The sequence below is a fragment of the Ottowia beijingensis genome, assembly GCF_013423955.1.
Classification (GTDB): Bacteria; Pseudomonadota; Gammaproteobacteria; order Burkholderiales; family Burkholderiaceae_C; genus Ottowia; species Ottowia beijingensis.
In genome coordinates this window covers 25,492-43,761 of the sequence record NZ_JACCKX010000004.1, presented here as the reverse complement: position 1 = coordinate 43,761, position 18,270 = coordinate 25,492, and the positions used below count along the sequence as shown (strand labels likewise).

Here is an 18,270-nt window from a genome sequence, read left to right as displayed (position 1 = left end):
GCCGCGCCGCGCCGCGGCGTGCAGCGGTGCGGCGCACCCTTTCCGTCACTACGTTATCAATAGCTGCCAGCTCCCGCCAGCAGGGCGCTGGCAGCTTATTTCATCATGAATCACTCGCCCGACATCCACGCCCGCCTGACCCCCGCCATGCGCCTGCTGGTCGAGCGCATGGCGCAGGCGCCTTACCCGCCCATGCACACGCTGACGGCGCAGCAGGCCAAGGCCGCCTACGCCAAGTCCATCGGCGTGCTCGACGTGCCCAAGCCCGAACTGGCGCGCGTGGAGGAGGTGCGCATCCCGGCGCGCGACGGCCACGCCTTGCCCGCGCGCCTGGTCGCGCCCAGTACTGACACCGGCCTCCCCGTGCTGCTGTACACCCACGGCGGCGGCTTCACCATCGGCAGCATAGAATCGCACGACACCTTTTGCCGCGTGCTCAGCGCAACCAGCGGCGCCGCCGTGCTGTCGCTCGACTACCGCCTGGCGCCCGAATGGCGCTTTCCCACCGCGGTGCACGACGCCTGGGATGCGCTGCACTGGCTGGCGGGCGAGGGCGGTCGCGCCCTGGGCCTCGATACCACGCGCATCGCCGTCGGCGGCGATTCGGCCGGCGGCACGCTGGCGGCCGTCAGCGCCGTGCACGCGCGCGACGCGGGGCTGAAGCTGGCGCTGCAACTGCTCATCTACCCCGGCACCACCGACCACCAGGACACCGACTCGCACGCGCTGTTCGCGCACGGTCCGGTGCTCGACAAGGCGCTGATCGACTGGTTCTTCCACCACTACATCGACAGCGTGGACCGCAGCGACTGGCGCTTTGCGCCGCTGAAAAGCGCCGACGTCGATAGCGTGGCCCCGCCTGGGTGGGCCTGGCCGAATGCGACCCGCTGGTGGACGAGGGCGTGGCCTACGCCGACAAGCTGCGCGCCGCCGGCGTGCCGGTCGATCTGGAGATCTACCGCGGCGTGGTGCACGGCTTCATCACCATGGGCCGCGCCATTGCCGAGGCGCGGCAGCTGCACCAGGATGCGGCGGCGGCGCTGCGGCAGGCCTTTGGACTGCCAGCACCATGATCCGGGCTGTGGGAGCGGGCTTGCCCGCGATAGGGCGCTGCCGTAAGGCCGAGGCCCTATCGCGGGCAAGCCCGCTCCCACAGAACTTTAAGATCCATAGCTGCCAGCGCCCGCCGCCAAAGCGCTGGCCGCTGATTTGACTGAGAACAGGCAAACCGCCATGAAACCCACCGACTTCCGTCACCACCACCGCCTGCGCGTGCGCTGGGCCGAGGTGGACATGCAAAAATCGTCTTCAACCCGCACTACCTGGCCTATTTCGACTGCGCCATCAGCGACTACTGGCGCGCGCTGGCCATGCCTTATGCCGCGGCCATGCAGCGGCTGGGCGGCGACATCTTTCTGCGCAAGACGGCGGTGGAGTTCAACGCCTCGGCCGAGATGGACGACCGGCTCGACATCGGCTTGCGCTGCGACCGCATCGGCGCCTCGTCGATGACCTTCGTGGGCGGCATCTTCCGTGGCGATCGATTGCTGACGGCAGGCGAGCTGGTCTACGTGTTCGCCGACCCGGCCACGCAGACCTCGCGGCCGGTGCCGGCGCCGCTGCGCGCTGATCGAGGCCTACGAAGCCGGCCAGCCCGTGACCCATGTGCAGACCGGCGACTGGGCCGCGCTGGGCGACGCGGCGCGGGCTCTGCGCACGGCGGTGTTCATCGAGGAGCAGGGCATCGCCCGCGCGGACGAGTGGGACGAGGCCGATGCCACGGCCGTGCACGCCGTCGTCACCAACCTGCTGGGCATGCCCGTGGCCACCGGGCGCCTGCTGCAGCAAGCGCCGGGCGAGGGCCGCATCGGCCGCATGGCGGTGGACGCGCGCTGCGCGGCAGCGGGGTGGGGCGGCAGCTGATCCAGGCGCTGCAGCAGGCCGCCTTCGAGCGCGGCGACCGCCGCATCGTGCTCAGCGCGCAGCGCAGTGCCGAAGGCTTCTACCAGCGGCTGGGTTATGTGCCCGAGGGCGCGCCGTACGACGAGGTGGGCATTGCACACATCGGCATGGCGCGGTCGTTTGAAAACCTTTGAACGCAGAAGATCGGCACATCTTCAAGGGCATGGCTTTCCCACCACACCGCTGGAGGGCGGAAACAAGCGATAGCCATTTGGCGCCATGTTGAAGTATCAATAACGTAGCTGCTTGCGCCCGTTATCTGGGCGCAAAAGCCTTTATCAACCATGCAAAATCTGGGAAGTCCCCCCTTGCGGGAACCTCCTCAGCATCGCGCCGCGCCCAAGGCCGGCGGGCCGGCGGGCCGGCGTCGCCGCGCGTCAGAACCCCGCGCCCGGCACGTCCACGCGCGTGGTCCAGATCTGCGCCTCGCGCGCGGCCGCGCGGTGGTGCTCCATGAAGTCGGGCGCCACGCACAGGAACAGCGTGCGCCCGTCCGGCCCGCCCAGCGTGCAGGCAAAGGTGCCCTGCGCGCCGGTCGACACCTCCTGCAGCACGCGCCCGCCCTCGGCCACGCGCAGGGCGCGGTTGCCGATGGCGTCGGCCACCCACACGGCGCCTTCGGCGTCCAGCGCGCCGCCATCGGCGGCCACCTTGCCGCCGGCGATGTAGTCGTCCAGCTTGTCGCTTTGCACCAGCGGGCCGAACACCGCCCAGTCGCGGCGCGGGCCCAGGCTGCCGTCGGCGGCGATGTCGAAGGCCGACAGGCGGTTGCCCAGCGTTTCGTTGACGATCAGCGTGCGGCCGTCGGGCGTGGGCAGGATGGCGTTGGGAAAGTAGAGGTCGCGCGCCGCCTCGTGCACGCTGCCGTCGGGGTCGACGCGCGCCAGGCTGGCCGTCTGCACCCCGCCGCCGCCCATCAGATCGAAGCCGAAGTTGCCCACCCAGGCGCGGCCCTGGGCATCCACGGCCATGTCGTTGCAGTGGCCGGTGGCGATGTTCGACAGGTCGGCGTGCGTCACCAGCTGGCCATCGGCCTCGCGCCGCAGCACGCGGCGGTCGCGCATGGAGACGATCAGCAGCCGCCCATCCGGCAGCCAGCCCAGGCCCGAGGGCTGGCCCGGCACGTCGGCGATTTTTTCGACGCGGCCCTGCAGATCGCAGGCGATGACCTGGTGCGTGTAGAAGTCCGACAGCCACAGCCGGCCGTCGTGCCAGCGCGGGCCCTCGAAGAAGCTGTAGCCGGAGAGCAGGGTGTCGAAAGCGGGCATGGCGGTGTCTCCTCGTGGTGGTGTTGTGCCGGGCATGATAGGCCGGTCACGGCGATACCGCCTTCCACCGGCGTCCTGGCGGGCCGGCGGGCCTGCACGCGACGCTCTTATTCCAATTCCAGATCAAAGCTGCCATATCTCGTCATTCCGGCGCAAAGCCTGCCCCGTACCGCGATACGGGGCCAGAATCCAGACGGCGTGTGCGGAGAAACATGGATCCCGGCCTTCGCCGGGATGACGGCGATTGACGCGTTGAATTGCAGATGGAATTACTTGCGCCCTGCCCAGGCACGGCGGCCCAGCCATGCCACCGCGCCAACCAGCAACCACCGGGCCAAGGGGTGGTTCACGGGCACGGCGGTCACGCCCTGGGGCGCCGCCCGGGTGCTGACGCTGGCCGTGCCTGTGGCCGGCGGCACGGCCACCAGGCCGTTGACCGGGTCGGCGGTTGCGGTGGCGGTGTTGCTGACCTGTCCGGCTGTGACGTCCGCGGCGTTGAGCGTGTAGGTGGCGGTGGCCGTGGCCTGCGCGCCCACGGGCAGGGTGCCGGGGTTGGCCGCATCGGGCCAGGTGATGGTGAGGGTCGAAAGGCCGGCCAGCGGGTCGGTCAGCACCACACCGCTCAGCGGCACGTTGCCGGCGTTGGTGGCGGTGAGGGTGTAGGTCACCACGTCGCCCGCATCGCCCTGCGTGCCGTTGCCATTGGTGTCGGCCACGGCGGCGGTCTTGGCCAGGGTGAGCTGCGGCGCCGGCGTGGGCAGCACGGGCTGGCTGGCCGTGGCCGTGGCGGGCGGCACGGCCACCTTGCCGTTGACCGGATCGGCGGTCACGCTGGCGGTGTTGCTGACCTGCCCGGCCGTCGCGTCCGTGACACTGAGCGTGTAGGTGGCGGTGGCGGTGGCCTGCGCGCCCACGGGCAGGGTGCCGGGATTGGCCGCATCGGGCCAGGTGATGGTGAGGGTCGAAAGGCCGGCCAGCGGGTCGGTGAGCACCACGCCGCTCAGCGGCACGTTGCCGGCGTTGGTGGCGGTGAGGGTATAGGTCACCACGTCGCCCGCGTCGCCTTGCGAGCCGTTGCCATTGGTGTCGGCCACGGCAGCGGTCTTGGCCAGGGTGAGCTGCGGCGCAGGCGTGGGCAGCACGGGCTGGGTGATGCTGTCGCTGCCCCGCGGCGTGACGCCGCCCACGGGGTTGGCCGTGGCGGTGACGGTGTTGCTCATCTGGCCCGATGCCGCGTCCGCGGGGTCAAGGTGTAGGTGGCCGTGGCGGTGGCCTCGGTGTTGACGGGCAGGGTGCCGGGGTTGGCCGGGTCGGGCCAGGTGATGGCGAGGGCCGAGAGGCCGGCCAGCGGGTCGGTCAGGCTCACGCCGGTGAGGGCGACGTTGCCGTTGTTGCGCACCGTGAAGGCGTAGGTCACCAGGTCGCCGGCATCGCCGGTGACGCCGTTGTCGTTGGTGTCGGCCACGCCGGCGATGTCTTTGCCCACCACCAGGCTGGGCTGTGCGCTCAGGCTGTTGCTGAAGGTGCAGACGATGGGCGCGGCGCCGGCGCCCAGCGCGCCCACGGTGAGGGTGAAGCCGCTCAGGCCGACGTCGCCCGTGCATTGCAGGCCGGCGTGGTAGGTGGCCGTGGCGGGCGTGAAGGTTTCGGCCAACTCGATCACGTCGCCGGCGAAAACGGTGGTGGGCGTGGCGTCGGTGGTGGTCTGGCCGCCCGGCGCGTTGGCGGCGGCCGTGGCGGTGGAGCTGAGCGAGTCGATCTGCGTGCGCACGGCGGGCGTGCCGGCCACACGGGTGGCGGTCAGCGTCGCGGTGTTGCCCACGGTGGCGCCGGCCCAGTGCTTTTTCAGCGTGAGCGTGGTGGCGGGGCAGTCGAGATCGTCGACGGTGATCGATGCGTTGTCGAAATTGGTGGGGTTCGACATGTAGATGGCGTAGGTGATCTTGTCGCCAGGCACCACGGTGGCGGTGCCGGATACCTGCGTCCAGCGATTCCACGGCAATGCGGGGGTGAACTCACGGACGCGAGCAACACGCCCTCTCCGTCCACGGGCTGCACCCGACTGCCGGCCACCTGAACGTTGCCGCGCAGCAGGCGTACCGTGCCGCTGCCGCCGGTGCCGGTGTCGCGGCTGGAGAAATAGCCGGAGAACCGGAGCGTGCGCGGTCGGGTGTCACCGCTGCCGCAGCTGGGCACGACGAGGGTCTGGTACAGCTCGTTGACGCCGTCGATGTCCAGGTAATGCCGGCGAGTGCCGTTGGGGTTGGCCACCTCGGCATCGAAGTTGACGTTGATGCCGTAGTTGCAGGTGCCGCCGCCGGTTCGACCCAGGGCCGGGTCCACCGTCGTGCCACCGTCGACGGCGATGACGTTGGTGCGGCCACCGCCCGCCAACTGCCAGGGCGTGACCGACGCCCCCAGGTTATTGGCGCAAAGGGAGGGCGGCGGATTGTTCTCGAAGCCGCCGTTGACGAGAAGGTTGGCCGAAGGGGTCTGGGCCAGCGCCGGGGTGACCAGCGCCGCCAGCAGGCAGGCCCCGAACCAGGCGCCGCGCAGTTGCGCCACGGCGCGGTTGCGGGCAATGTCCGGGACACATGCCGGGTGATAGTGCGATGCCAGAGGGGTGAGATGCGCACGGTGCGTTCCTGTCGTGTTGGAGGGCGCCGGCTGCCCATGCCGCTTGCGGGCACGGCAGCCGGCTTGGTGGTTCGCCCTTGGCGCCTGAGCGTAACGCGCCACATGGGGCGCGCCTATCGCAACAGGCGGCGGTGTGATTTTATCACGCCGGCGAGCGGCCGCGCTTGTGGGTGGCGACGCTTGGAAAGTGCGCCGTTGCAGCGCTTCCAGGTCGCGGGCCAGAGCCCTCTCGCGCCGGGGTTTTCAGCAAATGCTCAGATGTCTTCCGCGAGCGGGTACGGAATCGCCAGCCCCGTCAGCGCCGGGCCGATGGCGCTGCCGACGTGCAGTGCGGCGCCAGCCGCCACCTCGGCCACCTGCAGCACGGCGATCACCGCTGCAGCGTCGTCTGCCGCGGCGGCTTGCGCAATCTGGCCCACGGGCTGATCGGGGTCGGCCGCCGAGAACACCTCCTGCCCTGCCTGCGCCGCACCCGCCACGTGGCCGACGTAGGCACGCCGCTTGATGGCGCCGCGGAACTGGCTGCGCGCCACCACTTCCTGGCCGGGGTAGCAGCCTTTCTTGAAGTTCACGCCGCCCACGCTTTCGTAGTTCAGCATCTGCGGCACGAAGGCCTCGACCACCGGCGGCGTGATGCGCGCCACGCCGGCCAGCACCTCGGCCAGCAGCCAGTCGGCTTCGGTCAGGGGCGCCACGCCGGCGGGCAGGGCGCTGCCGGCGGGCGCCAACCACAGCGTGCGTGCCACGCCGCCTGCGGCGGGCAGGGCGATGCGGTGCGCTGGTTTTTCGGCATCGTTTTGGGCCTCAGCGCCCGCCCCATCGGCGCTGGCAGCTATCAAATCAGGAGTTTCGCCGAGTTGCCCCCAGACCGCGTAATCCCCGGTCGCGTCGCTCAGTTTGAGCCTGGCGCGCAGCACGAACATCGACAGGCGCTTGAGCGTGGCGGGCAGGGTGTCGGCGCTGGTCACCAGCAGCAGTTCGTCGGGCGCGGTCTTCAGCACCTGAAAGCTGGCCAGCATGCGGCCCTTGGCGCTGCAGAAGGCGGCCAGGCGCGCCTCGCCCTGCTTCATCAGCACCACGTCCTGCGTCAGTTGGCCCTGCAGGAAGGTGGCGGCGTCTTCGCCCCGGGCGCGGATGACGCCCAGGTGGGACAGGGGGCGATGCCGTTCGATGCGGCGACGGCGGGAAAGGCAGATACGGACTCGGACATGGGCTGAATTATCATGGCCGGCTCGTTTTCAGGACGTTCATAGCCCCGTGCGAACCCTATTCAAATTGCTGGCATTGCTGCTGGCGCTGGCCCTGGCGGCCGGCGGCTGGGCCTGGTGGTGGACGCAGCAGCGCTGCCGCTGGCGGCCGAGAAGGTCGAGATCAGCGTGCCGCAGGGCGCCTCGCTGCGCACCGCCGCCGCCAAGGCGGTGGAAGGCGGCGTGCGCACCAACGCCGATCTGCTGCACGCGTTCTTCCGCTTCGCGGTGGGCGAGCAGACCATCAAGCCCGGCGACTACGCCGTCACGCGCGGCATGACGCCGGGCGACCTGCTGGGCAAGCTGGTGCGCGGCGACCGCATCGTGCTGACGGTGACGCTGGTGGAAGGCTGGACGTTCAAGCAGTTCCGAGACGCGCTCTCCAAAGCCGAGCATCTGCGGCACGACACGCAAGGCATGGCGCCGGCCGAGATCATGAAGGCGCTGGGCAAGCCGGGCGTGGCACCCGAGGGCGCTTCTTCCCCGACACCTTCCACTACTTCAAGAACGCCAGCGATGTGGACGTGCTGCGCCAGTCGCTGCAGTTGATGGACCGGCGCCTGCAGGCCGCCTGGGACGCGCGCGCGCCCGGCCTGCCGCTGAAGTCGCCCGACGAGGCGCTGATCCTGGCCAGCATCGTCGAGAAGGAAACCGGCCAGGCCGGCGACCGGCCCGAGATCGCCGGTGTGTTCATCAACCGCCTGCGCATCGGCATGCGGCTGCAGACCGACCCGACCGTGATCTACGGCCTGGGCGATGCGTTCGACGGCAACCTGCGCCGCAGCCACCTGACCGCCGACACGCCCTTCAACACCTACACCCGCGCCGGCCTGCCGCCTACGCCGATTGCCATGCCCGGCAAGGCCTCGCTGATGGCGGCGGTGCAGCCGGCGCAGACCAAGTCGCTGTACTTCGTGGCGCGCGGCGACGGCAGCAGCAAGTTCAGCGAATCGCTGCAGGACCACAACCGTGCGGTCAACAAGTACCAGCGCGGCGGCGGCGCGCCCGCCCCGGCTCCGGCCGCCAGCGGCAACTGATGGCGGCGATGGCGACGATGGCGCAGACGGGCCTGTTCATCAGCTTCGAGGGCATCGACGGTGCCGGCAAGTCGACCCACATCGACGCGCTGGCCGACGCCCTGCGCGCTACCGGCCGCACCGTGGTGCTGACGCGCGAGCCCGGCGGCACGCCGCTGGCCGAGCAGATCCGCGCGCTGGCGCTGCACCAGCCCATGGACGCGCTGACCGAGGCGCTGCTGATGTTCGCCGCCCGGCGCGACCACATCCGCCAGGTCATCGCCCCGGCGCTGACACGCGGCGACGCGGTGCTGTGCGACCGCTTCACCGACGCGACCTTTGCCTACCAGGGCGGCGGGCGCGGGCTCGACTGGCAGTCGCTATCAAAATTGGAGCTTCTGGTGCAGGATACACGGGAGCTGGAGGCCGATTTGACCCATAAACCGCTGCTGCAGCCCGATCTGACCATCTGGTTCGATCTGCCACCCGCCGTGGCCGCCGAGCGCCTGGTGGGCGCGCGTGTGCCCGACAAGTTCGAGGCGCAACCGGCCGCCTTCTTCGACGCCGTGCGCGCCGGCTACGCCCGCCGCGCCGGCGAGGCCCCGCGCGCTTCGCCCGCATCGACGCCGATCAGCCGCGCGACGCCGTGTGGCGCGACGTGCAGGCGGCGGTGCAGGGCAGGATGGCTGTGAGCGCGCCGGCCCCTGGATTGCGCGCCAGCTGGAAAGCCTGCTGGCCCAGCGCGGCCACGCCTGGCTGCTGCAGGGCCCGTCGGGTCTGGGCCAGTTCGAACTGGCTGAAGCCCTGGTGCGCGCCTGGCTGTGCGATGCCCCCACGCCCCAGGGCGCGTGCGGCAAGTGCGCCAGCTGCCACGGCATCGACGTGCACACGCACCCCGACCTGGTGGTGCTGATGCCCGAGACCGACATGATTGCGCGCGGCTGGCCGCTGCCCGAAAAGGCGCAATCCGACATTGACGACAAGAAGCGCAAGCCCAGCAAGGAGATCCGTGTCGATGCCATGCGCGACGCCATCGAATTCGCCCAGCGCACCAGCGGGCGCGGGCGCGGCAAGGCGGTGCTGGTGTACCCGGCCGAGCGCATGAACCAGGTCACCGCCAACGCCCTGCTCAAGACGCTGGAAGAGCCGCCGGGCGACGTGCGCTTCGTGCTGGCCACCGACGCGGCGCACCTGCTGCTGCCCACCATTCGCAGCCGCTGCCTGGGCCACACCCTGCTGTGGCCGGACGCGGACGAGGCGCTGCCGTGGCTGAGCGCGCAGGGCATCGCGGCCGGGAGGGCGCCGCCCTGCTGCGCGCCGGCGGCGGGCGGCCGGCCGAAGCCCTGGCGCTGGCGCAGGGCAAGGACAGCGCGCGCCGCTGGGCACTGCTGCCACGGGCACTGGCGCAGGGCGAGGCCAGCGCGCTGGCCGATCTGCCACTGCCCGAAGCCGTGGCACGGCTGCAGAAGCTGTGCCACGACCTGCTGGCGTTGCAGGTGGGTGCCGCGCCGCGCTTCTTCGACCGCGCCGATCTGCCCGAGCGGCCGCTGCCCGTGGGCGCGCTCACCAAGTGGTGGCAGCAGCTGGCGCAGTCGACACGCACCGCCGAACATCCCTTAAACCCCGGTTTGGCGACAGAATTCCTGGTCAGCAGTGCACGGCAGGCCCTAAACTCGCGTCGCTGAACCCCTTTTTGCACCGTCATGTCCACCAGCCCGAGCCAGAACGCCGCCCTGTCCACGCCCCGACCCAGCGTCATCCAGCTGGCGATCAAGGAAAAGGCGGCGCTGTACGCAGCCTACATCCCGATGTTCGCGGAAGGGGGCATCTTCATTCCTCGGCGCGCGATCACAAACTGGGCGACGACGTGTACGTGCTGATCACGCTGCCGGACGACCCGCAGCGCTACCCGGTGGCCGGCAAGGTGGCCTGGATCACCCCGGCGCGCGCGACCGGCAACCGCACGCAGGGCGTGGGCATCCGCTTTCCGAAAGACGAGAAGTCGGAGCAGCTCAAGGTCAAGATCGAGCAGATTCTCGGCTCCGCACTGAGCTCGGACCGACCGACGCAGACCATCTGACGCGGGGGCTGCGGCCGGCCGGACGCGGCTCGCGCCGACAGCGCGCCTGCATGGGCGGTGCTAGCATCGAAATCAGTCATTTTTCTGCCAGCGCGCCGACGGGTTCGGCCGCTTGGCCTTGTGCATGTTCACCGATTCCCACTGCCACCTGACATTCCCCGAACTGGCGGGCGACATGGCCGGACTGCGCGCCGCCATGGCCGCTGCGCAAGTCACGCGCGCCTTGTGCATCAGCACCACGATGGAGGAGTTTCCGTCGGTGCAGGCGCTGGCCGCGCGCTACGACAACTTCTGGGCCACGGCCGGCGTGCACCCCGACAGCGAGGACGTGCACGAGCCGAGCGTCGATGAACTGGTGGCCGCCACCCGCCTGCCGCGCGTGGTGGCGGTGGGCGAGACCGGCCTGGATTACTACCAGATGGAAGAGCGCAAGGGCGGCCGCAGCATTGCCGACCTGGCATGGCAGCGCGAGCGTTTCCGCACCCACATCCGCGCCGCACGGCAGGCCGGCGTGCCGCTGGTCATACACACGCGCGCGGCGTCCGAAGACACGCTCGGCATCCTGAAGGAAGAGGGCGAGGAGGGCGGCCCCGGCAGTGCCGGCGGCGTGTTTCATTGCTTCACCGAAACGCGCGAGGTGGCCCGCGCCGCGCTGGACCTGGGCTTCTACGTGTCGCTGTCGGGCATCGTCACCTTCAAGAACGCCCGCGAACTGCACGAGGTGGCCGCGCTGGTGCCCGATGATCGCCTGCTGATCGAAACCGACGCACCCTACCTGGCGCCGGTGCCTTACCGCGGCAAGGTCAACACGCCGGCCTACGTGCCGCACGTGGCTGCGCGCCTGGCCGAGCTGCGCGGCACCACGGTCGAACGCATCGGCGAGATCACCAGCGCCAATTTCACCCGCTTGTTTCCGAGGGTTTCATCATGATCCGCAACGTCCGCAAGAGCATCACTGCCGTCGCATTCGGCCTGTTCACCGTCGCCGCCCTGGCCGATTCCGGCGCCTTCTTCCGCGCCATCAAGCAGGACAACGACGTCGCCATGCGCAGCCTGCTGGCCAGCGGGGTCGACCCCAACACCAAGGACGAAAAGGGCGTGCCGGGCCTGTACATGGCGCTGCAGGAAGGCTCGCTGCGTGTGGCCAGGCTGCTGATCGATTCGCCGCGGCTGAAACCCGAAACCCGCAACGCCACGGACGAAAGCCCGCTGATGATGGCCGCGCTGAAGGGCCACCTCGATCTGGCGCGGCAGCTGATCGCCAGGGATGCCGACGTCAACAAACCCGGCTGGACACCGCTGCATTACGCCGCCACCGGCGGTCATCTGGACATCATGCGCCTGCTGCTCGAAGAGCACGCCTTCATCGACGCTCAATCGCCCAACGGCACCACGCCGCTGATGATGGCCGCGTCGTACGGCACGCCGGAAGCCGTCAAACTGCTCATCGAAGCCGGCGCCGACATCCACATGCGCAACCAGAAAGGTTTGAGCGCCCTCGACTTCGCCCGCCGCGCCGAGCGCCGCGATTCGGTGGAACTGATGGAAACGGCGCTGCGCTGGTCGCAGCAGAAGCAAGGGCCGCGCGGACAGTGGTGATTGCCGGACGGCGCGCAGACCACTAAGCACTAAGCTGATGCGCAGCAGCCGGAAGGCCGCGAACGGGATGGCGTGGCGACCAGCTTCCCGGTTACGTAAACACCGCTCGGTGACGTGAAGATGCTTCGCGCAGTCGGCCCGCGACCCGCCGAGTGATCGGTACATGGCGCGCAGCTTGCGGCTTCGCTCGACGCGGCTTTGCACCACGTGGCCGGGTGGCCGACGCGGTGGCTTCACTTCATACGATGTGCATTATGTTAATAATAAACGAGGTGAAGCAGGATCAATCTGGGTCTCTACCTAAATTGCTGCGCTCGCGTCATCGAACAGATACGGCCCCTGGCCTGCTGAATCGCCGGAGCTGACGTTGAACGCCACCACTGGCGCGCTGAAGTCGCTGAAAGACGCACCCAGTGCGATCTCGCCGGTCGAGTGCAGAACGCAGTCGTTGCGCCGCAGCTGGACTTCGGCGTCGGGGTTCTCGCTGAAACGCACCCAGGTGCCGAAGCTGCTCAGGTCGGTCAGCACGAAGGCACCGTTGATGAACTCCAGGCGCGCGTGGCTGCGCGACACCCGCTGGTCCTTCACGACAAAGCCGCTGTCCGGAATGCGCCCGATGAACACCGGCAGTTGTGCGGCCGTGAACACCCGGGTCGTGCCGAACCAGGCCAGTGCGATGCTGCCGCCACTGCCGGCACCCGCACGTTGCGCCTCGGGCAACATGCCGCGCACGGTCATCAAGTCTGTCGTGACATCCTCGCTCCACTCGATCTGGAAGATCGACCGGGGCTCGGTCAATCCGCGCACGTTGATCATGCCCAGCGAGCGGTAACGCGCCGCGTCCATCACCCCGGGTTCGAGGTGGCCGGATTTGACGGCCGCTTCGCGATCCTGGCGCAGTTCGGCGATGACGCCCTCGTCTGCCCAGATGCCGTTGGCACCCGCCATGTCGGACAGGCGTGCCGCCAGGTTCACCGGGTCGCCATACACGTCGTCGTCGCGCTGCACCACGTCGCCGGAGGCCATGCCGATCTTCAGGCGCATGCGCAGCGGCTCGGGCCATTTTTCCAGGCGTTCGGTGTGGCTTTGCTGCAGGAAGATGGCCGATTCGACAGCCTTGGCACTGCGCGAGAACTGCGCCAGCACGCCATCGCCCAGAAACTTCACGGTGCGCCCTTCATGGGCCTCGCACACACGGCCGATCCACTGTGTCACCTTGGAGATGACATCGGCCACCTGGGCGTTCCCGAGCGCTTCATACGCGGCAGTGCTGCCGGTGAGGTCGATGAAGACCATGGTGGCGCGAACGTTCATCTGGACTGGTTTCCGATGGGAGCGGTCATGTAAAGCCGTTGCATTGGCAGGAATTCCCTTGTCTCGCCGCGGGCAATTGGCCTCAAAAATGATAGCACCCGACAGCCCTTGGGGCCAAGCATGATGCTGCCCAGGGTGGCGAACGCGTTGTTTTTCACGGAATCCGTGGTTGGTCCGCCGCGTCAGGGTGGCGTCAGCACAAGCGCTTCGCTATGATCGTAACCGTTGGTTATTAACGAAACTTCATGGTAACAACACCGATGAGATGGTTCAAGCACGGGTGGGTGTCTGCCCTGTATGGCCGCTTGTCCAGGCCGCAGGAGCTGATGCGGAGCGCCTGGCGCACCGGATGGAAGATATCCGCATGGCCATGCTGGACATGCTGGGCGATCCCGGCGCGCAGCAATACCCGCAGGTCGCCCGCCGCATTCGTGCCGGTGGCGATGCCCTGGCGCTGTGGTACGCCCGCGCCGACTTGATGGCCGCCCTCGCCGGCCTGCATGGCGAGCAGGTGGCGCGCACGCGCATGGTCAGCCTGTCGGCCATGTTCGAGGGCATGTTGCCCAGGGGCATGGTGTCGCGCCCCACCACGATCCGGGCCTGATCGGCTGCGGCCGGCCGCGGCAGGCTGCGCTGCGGTTCAGTGCTGGTGCCCCCACAGCACCAGCGCTTCCCTGCCCTCCACCAGCACGTCCACCGGCAGTCCCACGGGCAGCAGCACCTTGGTGGGCACATGGCCGAAGGGCAGGCCCGTGAGCACGGGCACCTTCAGCCGGCTGCGCAGTTCCGCGACGACCTTGCCAGCGAATAGCCCTTGTCATGGACGCTCAGGCTGTATTCGGTGAACTGGCCGAGCACGATCAGCTTCTGCCGCGCCAGCACGCCGGCGTGCAGCAATTGCAGCAGCATGCGTTCGATGCGGTAGGGGTGCTCACCCACGTCTTCCAGAAACAGCACGCCGCCCTTCACCTCGGGCCACCACGGCGTGCCCAGCAGCGACAGCACCATCGCCAGGTTACCGCCCCACAGCGGCGCCTGGCGCGCCACCAGGCCGTCCTTGCCGTTCAGCGCGGCGATGTCCGCGGCGGGCAGGCGCCAGCCCGTGCCTTCGCTGCTGCCGCTGACCATGTCGTCGAAGCAGGCCAGCATGATCTCGTCGGGGCCGCCCTGCCCGTTCGCACTGCCCAGCCCGCCATGGCCTTCGGCCGCGTCGCCGGCATCGGTGGCGCCGAAGCCCTCGCACACCGCCGGGCCGGCCCAGGTGACGGCGCCGGCCTTCTTCATCAGCGCCAGCTGCACCACCGTAAAGTCGCTGAAGCCGACAAAGCGCGTGCCGCGCTCGATGGCGCGGGCCATGGCCTTGTACGGAATCTGCTCCAGGATGCGCGTCAGCCCATAGCCGCCGCGCGAGATGAGCGCCACATCGGCCCCGCTGGCCGCGGCCCGCCCGATGGCGGCCAGGCGCGTGTCGTCGTCGCCGGCAAAGCGCTGCCAGCTGGCCAGTGCCGAGGGATCGACCTCGACCTCATGCCCCAGCGCCTTGAGCCGCGCCACACCGCGCTTGAAAGCCGCGCGGTCGCGCACAGCGCCGGAAGGGGAATACACGTAGACATGGGCCATGGCACGGCTTCTTTCAAATCAAATTGGCCTTTTGCGCAGACCAGTCCTGCGCAGGCAGCTATCAAAATTATAGATCGTCGCCCGGCTGACGCGGCGGTGAGGCGAAGTGCCGCAGCGCCCGCTCGGCAATCTGGCGACCATGCTCGGGCACGAAATGGCCCGCCTCGGGCAGCAGCCACGGTTCGGAGCAACCACGGATGTCGGCGTGCAGCGCGCGCATCACCGGTTCGCCCAGCACCGGGTCTTGCGTGCCGATCACCATCAGGCTGCGGCCCTGCCAGTCGTGCTGCCAGAAGTCGCGCGCGGCGCGCGAGAGGGCCGCGCCGTCGTCATCCGGCCGCTCGGGCACCAGGGCCGGAAACGCGCGCGTCGCGGCGCGGTGCCCGGCATCCGGGAACGGCGCGCCGTAGGCCGCGCTTTCGGCCGCGCTCAACTGCGGGTTGCCGCGCGCCAGCAGGCGGCCGATGTCGAACGCCGGGTTCCTGGCGCACCAGTCGCGCCAGGCCAGAAAGCCCGCCGACAGCGGCGCCTCACCCGTCGCCAGCGTGGTGTTCATCACCAGCAGGCCGGCGTAGCGCCGGGGCGCTGCCATGGGCAGCGTCAGGCCCAGCAGGCCGCCCCAGTCCTGCACCACCAGCACCACGTTGTGCAGGTCCAGCCGCTCGACGAGTTCGAGCAGCACCTGACGGTGCCAGCTGAACGTGTGCGCGTCTTCCTTCTTCGGCTTGTCGCTCTTGCCGAAGCCGATCAGATCGGGCGCTACCACGCGGTGGCCGGCAGCGGTGAAGACGGGGATCATGTGCCGCCACAGGTAGCTCCACGCCGGGTTGCCGTGCAGGCACAGCCAAGTGCGCGGGGCGTCGGGCGGGCCTTCGTCCAGGTAATGCAGGCGCAGGCCGGCCAGCGCCGGCAGATCGCAGACGTAGTGCGGCACCCACGGGTAGCCGGGCAAGTTGTTGAACGCCGAGTCGGGCGGGCGCAGCGCGTCGTCGCGCAAGGGGCTGGCGTTCACGCGGCGCGGCTTGAAGAAATCGCGCAGCAGCGCCGCGCATTCATCGGCCAGCACGCCGCCCTGCACCTGCGTATGGTGGTTCAGGCGCGGTTCGGCAAACAGGTTCAGCACCGAGCCGGCGGCGCCGGTCTTGGGGTCGGCCGCGCCGTACACCACGCGCCCCACCCGCGCGTGCAGCATGGCGCCGGCGCACATGGCGCAGGGCTCCAGCGTCACGTACAAGGTGCAGCCGTCGAGCCGGTAGTTGCCCAGCGCGGCCGCGGCGGCGCGCAGCGCCACGATCTCGGCGTGCGCGCTCGGGTCGTGCGTGCCGATGGGGGCATTGCGGCCGGTGGCGATCATGCGCCCGTCCCTCACCACCACGGCGCCCACCGGCACCTCGCCCGCGGCGGCGGCGGCCCGGGCTTCGGCCAGCGCCAGACGCATGGCGTCGGCATCGTTGGTCAGCACGGCTTCGGGCATGGTGGTTGCTTCAATATCAATAGCTGCCGGCGCTTGATGGGCGGACGCTGGAGGCCTATTTGGCTTGAAATCGCGCGCGCACGTCGTCACCGGGCATCGTCAGGCACGTCGCGCGGCTGCGCCTTCATGGCGGCGTCCAGCGCCTCCTTGTACTGCTGCTGAATCTGCCGGCTCTGGTCGCGCACGGTGGCGGGCGGCGCATCGGCACCGGTCGATGCGGCGGGCGGCGGCGGCGCCGGCACGCTGGCGCGCGTGGCGCCCAGTTGCTGCTTCGCCAGCAAGCCCACGATGACCAGCGCGGCCACCAGGCCCAGCAAACCGAAGATGCGCATGGCTCAGTTCCCTCCTTGGTTGATGCGGTCCGTCATGCCCAGTGTCTCCATCCAGCCTGCCAGCGCGCGCTCGTTCGGCATGCCCTGGGCACAGGCGCTGTGCAGCGCCGCGTGCGACTCTTTCCGGTGCTGGTTCAGTTGAGCTTGCACTGCCAGCTGGTCACTGTCAGCTCGAACGCGACGATGCCCTGCAGCAGCTTGCCCGCCAGTTCTTCGTCCAGCGCGCGCCATTGCGCGGCATAGGCCGGCTCGTGGTCGCCGATCAGGCATTTGAGCAGGCGCTCCTTGCCCGCCGCATCGTTGTGCGGCAGCAGGGTGGCCTGCACAGTGCAGTGCACGGCGACGTAGTTCCACGTCGGCACGCGCGCCAGATCGGGGTACACCTGCGGCGACATGTAGGCGTGCGGCCCCAGAAAGCTGACCACCGCGCGCGGCCGCGCCTGCAGATGGCGCCACTGCGGGTTGGGCCGGGCCACGTGCCCGAGCAGCGTGAAGCCCGCCGCGTCTTCCCCATCGGGCGATGCCTGGGGCTGCAGGTGCACGGCAGGTGCGTGACGAAGGGCAGGCCCTCGTCGTCGGTGGTGATCAGGCTGGCGAACGGGTGCTCGCGCATCACGCGGGCGGCAAGGCGCGCGTCGCGGCTGGCAAAGTAAGGGGCAGGTACATGGCGTGTGTGCGGCATCGGGCCGCAGGCACGATTCTGGCGCAAGGCAAGCGGCGCCGGCGCGGCAGCGTTCGATGCTATGCTCCTGATAGCTGCCGGTGTCGATGGCATAAAGGCTGCATACGGAATTTCTTTCAGGGTGACCAATCGCCTAATGCAAGGTTGAGCGCGTGAGCCGCTCTCCTGTGCGGCCAGCCCCAGCGCATCAACCCGATGGATTCTTCAATGACGCCACCGCCCCAGCCCGAGCAGAACGCCCTGTTCGACGAGCCGCTGGCGCCGGCTGATGCACCCGCCGCCGAGCCCACAGCGCCCCGGCCCGCCCGCCGCCCGCGCGCTGGCGTTGAGGCCACCGCCGTGGGCGACGCCACCCGCACACTCGCCGCCGCCCTGCCCCACGGGCTGCACCTGGGCACCTCGTCGTGGCACTTTCCCGGCTGGGCCGGGCTGGTGTGGGGCGGCGACTACGCCGAGGCGACGCTGTCGAAGCACGGCCTGGTCGCCTACGCCCGGCACCCGCGCTGCGCAGCGTCAGCCTCGACCGCGCGTTCTACCGCCCCCTCACCGCCACCCAGTACGCGGGCTATGCCGCCCAGGTGCCGGCGCACTTCCGCTTCGTCGTCAAGGCGCCTGCGCTGGTGTGCGACGCGCAGGTGCGCGCCGAAGACGGCCGCGGCCGTGCGCCCAACCCGGCCTTCCTGAGCACGGAGCTGGCCATCCGCCAGTTCGTGCAGCCCGCGCTGGAAGGGCTGGGCGACAAGATCGGCGCGCTGGTGTTCCAGATCAGCCCCTTGCCACGCCACATGCTGGCGCGCCTGCCCGAGCTGATCGACCGCATCGGCGCCCTGCTGTCTGCCCTGCCCCGCCTGCAACCCGCTGCCCCCGGCGGCGTGATCGCGCTGGAAGTGCGGGATGCGGCCTTTCTGGCGCCTGAGCATGCCCCGCACCTGGCCCGCACCCTGCGCGCCGCGCGTGCCGCCAGCGGCAACCGTGTCACCTAGGGGTCTCCTCGTTTTCAGTGCAATAAGTGACGGTACGAAAAGCTAGCACTGGCGCG

12 protein-coding genes and 8 pseudogenes are annotated in these 18,270 nt (G+C 69.6%); 10 read left to right on the top strand and 10 right to left on the bottom strand.

The window, feature by feature from the left end; translation table 11 throughout:
- Positions 1 to 105: 105 nt before the first annotated feature.
- A pseudogene (locus tag H0I39_RS21025) lies at positions 106 to 1,073 on the top strand (alpha/beta hydrolase).
- A gap of 160 nt (positions 1,074 to 1,233) precedes the next feature.
- Positions 1,234 to 2,096: pseudogene (locus H0I39_RS21020) on the top strand (YbgC/FadM family acyl-CoA thioesterase).
- 243 nt (positions 2,097 to 2,339) lie between these two features.
- Here H0I39_RS21020 and H0I39_RS21015 read toward each other — a convergent pair.
- From H0I39_RS21015 to ygfZ, 5 genes are all read right to left on the bottom strand, one after another.
- Entirely contained in the window at positions 2,340 to 3,230 is an 891-nt protein-coding gene (locus H0I39_RS21015) for an SMP-30/gluconolactonase/LRE family protein (protein ID WP_180551512.1), read from the bottom strand.
- Between the two features lie 269 nt (positions 3,231 to 3,499).
- Positions 3,500 to 4,450, bottom strand: a complete 951-nt coding sequence (locus tag H0I39_RS21010) for a CLIPPER-2 domain-containing protein (protein ID WP_180551917.1) — start codon at positions 4,448 to 4,450, stop codon at positions 3,500 to 3,502.
- Entirely contained in the window at positions 4,447 to 5,187 is a 741-nt protein-coding gene (locus tag H0I39_RS21005) for a CLIPPER-2 domain-containing protein (RefSeq protein ID WP_180551929.1), read from the bottom strand. The genes H0I39_RS21010 and H0I39_RS21005 overlap by 4 nt, the downstream gene beginning before the upstream one ends.
- The gene (locus tag H0I39_RS21000; protein ID WP_180551514.1) at positions 5,076 to 5,795 is read right to left on the bottom strand and encodes a hypothetical protein; all 720 of its coding nucleotides are present in this window, start codon (positions 5,793 to 5,795) and stop codon (positions 5,076 to 5,078) included. Before H0I39_RS21000 ends, H0I39_RS21005 begins: the two co-directional genes overlap by 112 nt.
- Positions 5,796 to 6,121: 326 nt before the next feature.
- Positions 6,122 to 7,039 carry a CAF17-like 4Fe-4S cluster assembly/insertion protein YgfZ gene (gene ygfZ / locus H0I39_RS20995; RefSeq protein WP_308645954.1) on the bottom strand — a complete coding sequence of 306 codons (918 nt, stop codon included), beginning with the start codon at positions 7,037 to 7,039 and terminating at the stop codon, positions 6,122 to 6,124.
- A gap of 85 nt (positions 7,040 to 7,124) precedes the next feature.
- Between ygfZ and mltG the strand changes: the two are divergent.
- The 6 genes and pseudogenes from mltG (at position 7,125) to H0I39_RS20965 (ending at position 11,809) form a co-directional block, all read left to right on the top strand.
- Positions 7,125 to 8,151, top strand: a pseudogene (mltG, locus tag H0I39_RS20990) (endolytic transglycosylase MltG).
- Positions 8,152 to 8,168: 17 nt separating this feature from the next.
- A pseudogene (gene tmk, locus H0I39_RS20985) lies at positions 8,169 to 8,812 on the top strand (dTMP kinase); the annotation flags it as partial.
- Positions 8,779 to 9,815 (top strand): annotated as a pseudogene (locus H0I39_RS20980) (DNA polymerase III delta subunit-related protein). The pseudogenes tmk and H0I39_RS20980, both read left to right, overlap by 34 nt.
- Positions 9,816 to 9,833: 18 nt before the next feature.
- Positions 9,834 to 10,210, top strand: a pseudogene (locus H0I39_RS20975) (PilZ domain-containing protein).
- A gap of 124 nt (positions 10,211 to 10,334) precedes the next feature.
- Positions 10,335 to 11,141 carry a TatD family hydrolase gene (locus H0I39_RS20970; RefSeq protein ID WP_180551517.1) on the top strand — a complete coding sequence of 269 codons (807 nt, stop codon included), beginning with the start codon at positions 10,335 to 10,337 and terminating at the stop codon, positions 11,139 to 11,141.
- On the top strand, positions 11,138 to 11,809 hold the full coding sequence (locus H0I39_RS20965; protein WP_180551518.1) for an ankyrin repeat domain-containing protein: 672 nt from the start codon (positions 11,138 to 11,140) through the stop codon (positions 11,807 to 11,809). The genes H0I39_RS20970 and H0I39_RS20965 overlap by 4 nt, the downstream gene beginning before the upstream one ends.
- A 300-nt stretch (positions 11,810 to 12,109) precedes the next feature.
- Here the strand turns inward: H0I39_RS20965 and H0I39_RS20960 are convergent, their stop codons facing one another.
- Complete coding sequence (locus H0I39_RS20960; protein ID WP_180551519.1) at positions 12,110 to 13,123, bottom strand: FHA domain-containing protein; 1,014 nt, start codon at positions 13,121 to 13,123, stop codon at positions 12,110 to 12,112.
- Between the two features lie 349 nt (positions 13,124 to 13,472).
- Between H0I39_RS20960 and H0I39_RS20955 the strand changes: the two genes are divergently transcribed.
- Positions 13,473 to 13,727 (top strand): hypothetical protein, encoded by a 255-nt coding sequence (locus H0I39_RS20955; RefSeq protein WP_180551520.1) that lies wholly within the window; start codon positions 13,473 to 13,475, stop codon positions 13,725 to 13,727.
- 36 nt (positions 13,728 to 13,763) lie between these two features.
- On the opposite strand, the pseudogene H0I39_RS20950 reads toward H0I39_RS20955, so the two are convergent.
- From H0I39_RS20950 to H0I39_RS24500, 4 genes and pseudogenes are all read right to left on the bottom strand, one after another.
- Positions 13,764 to 14,743: pseudogene (locus H0I39_RS20950) on the bottom strand (LD-carboxypeptidase).
- A gap of 67 nt (positions 14,744 to 14,810) precedes the next feature.
- Positions 14,811 to 16,217, bottom strand: a complete 1,407-nt coding sequence (gene tadA / locus H0I39_RS20945; protein ID WP_180551522.1) for a tRNA adenosine(34) deaminase TadA — start codon at positions 16,215 to 16,217, stop codon at positions 14,811 to 14,813.
- A gap of 86 nt (positions 16,218 to 16,303) precedes the next feature.
- The gene (locus H0I39_RS20940) at positions 16,304 to 16,549 is read right to left on the bottom strand and encodes a hypothetical protein (RefSeq protein ID WP_180551523.1); all 246 of its coding nucleotides are present in this window, start codon (positions 16,547 to 16,549) and stop codon (positions 16,304 to 16,306) included.
- 3 nt (positions 16,550 to 16,552) lie between these two features.
- Positions 16,553 to 17,231 (bottom strand): annotated as a pseudogene (locus H0I39_RS24500) (FMN-binding negative transcriptional regulator).
- A gap of 404 nt (positions 17,232 to 17,635) precedes the next feature.
- Here H0I39_RS24500 and H0I39_RS20930 point away from each other — a divergent pair.
- Complete coding sequence (locus tag H0I39_RS20930) at positions 17,636 to 18,214, top strand: DUF72 domain-containing protein (RefSeq protein ID WP_373368373.1); 579 nt, start codon at positions 17,636 to 17,638, stop codon at positions 18,212 to 18,214.
- Positions 18,215 to 18,270: the final 56 nt, after the last annotated feature.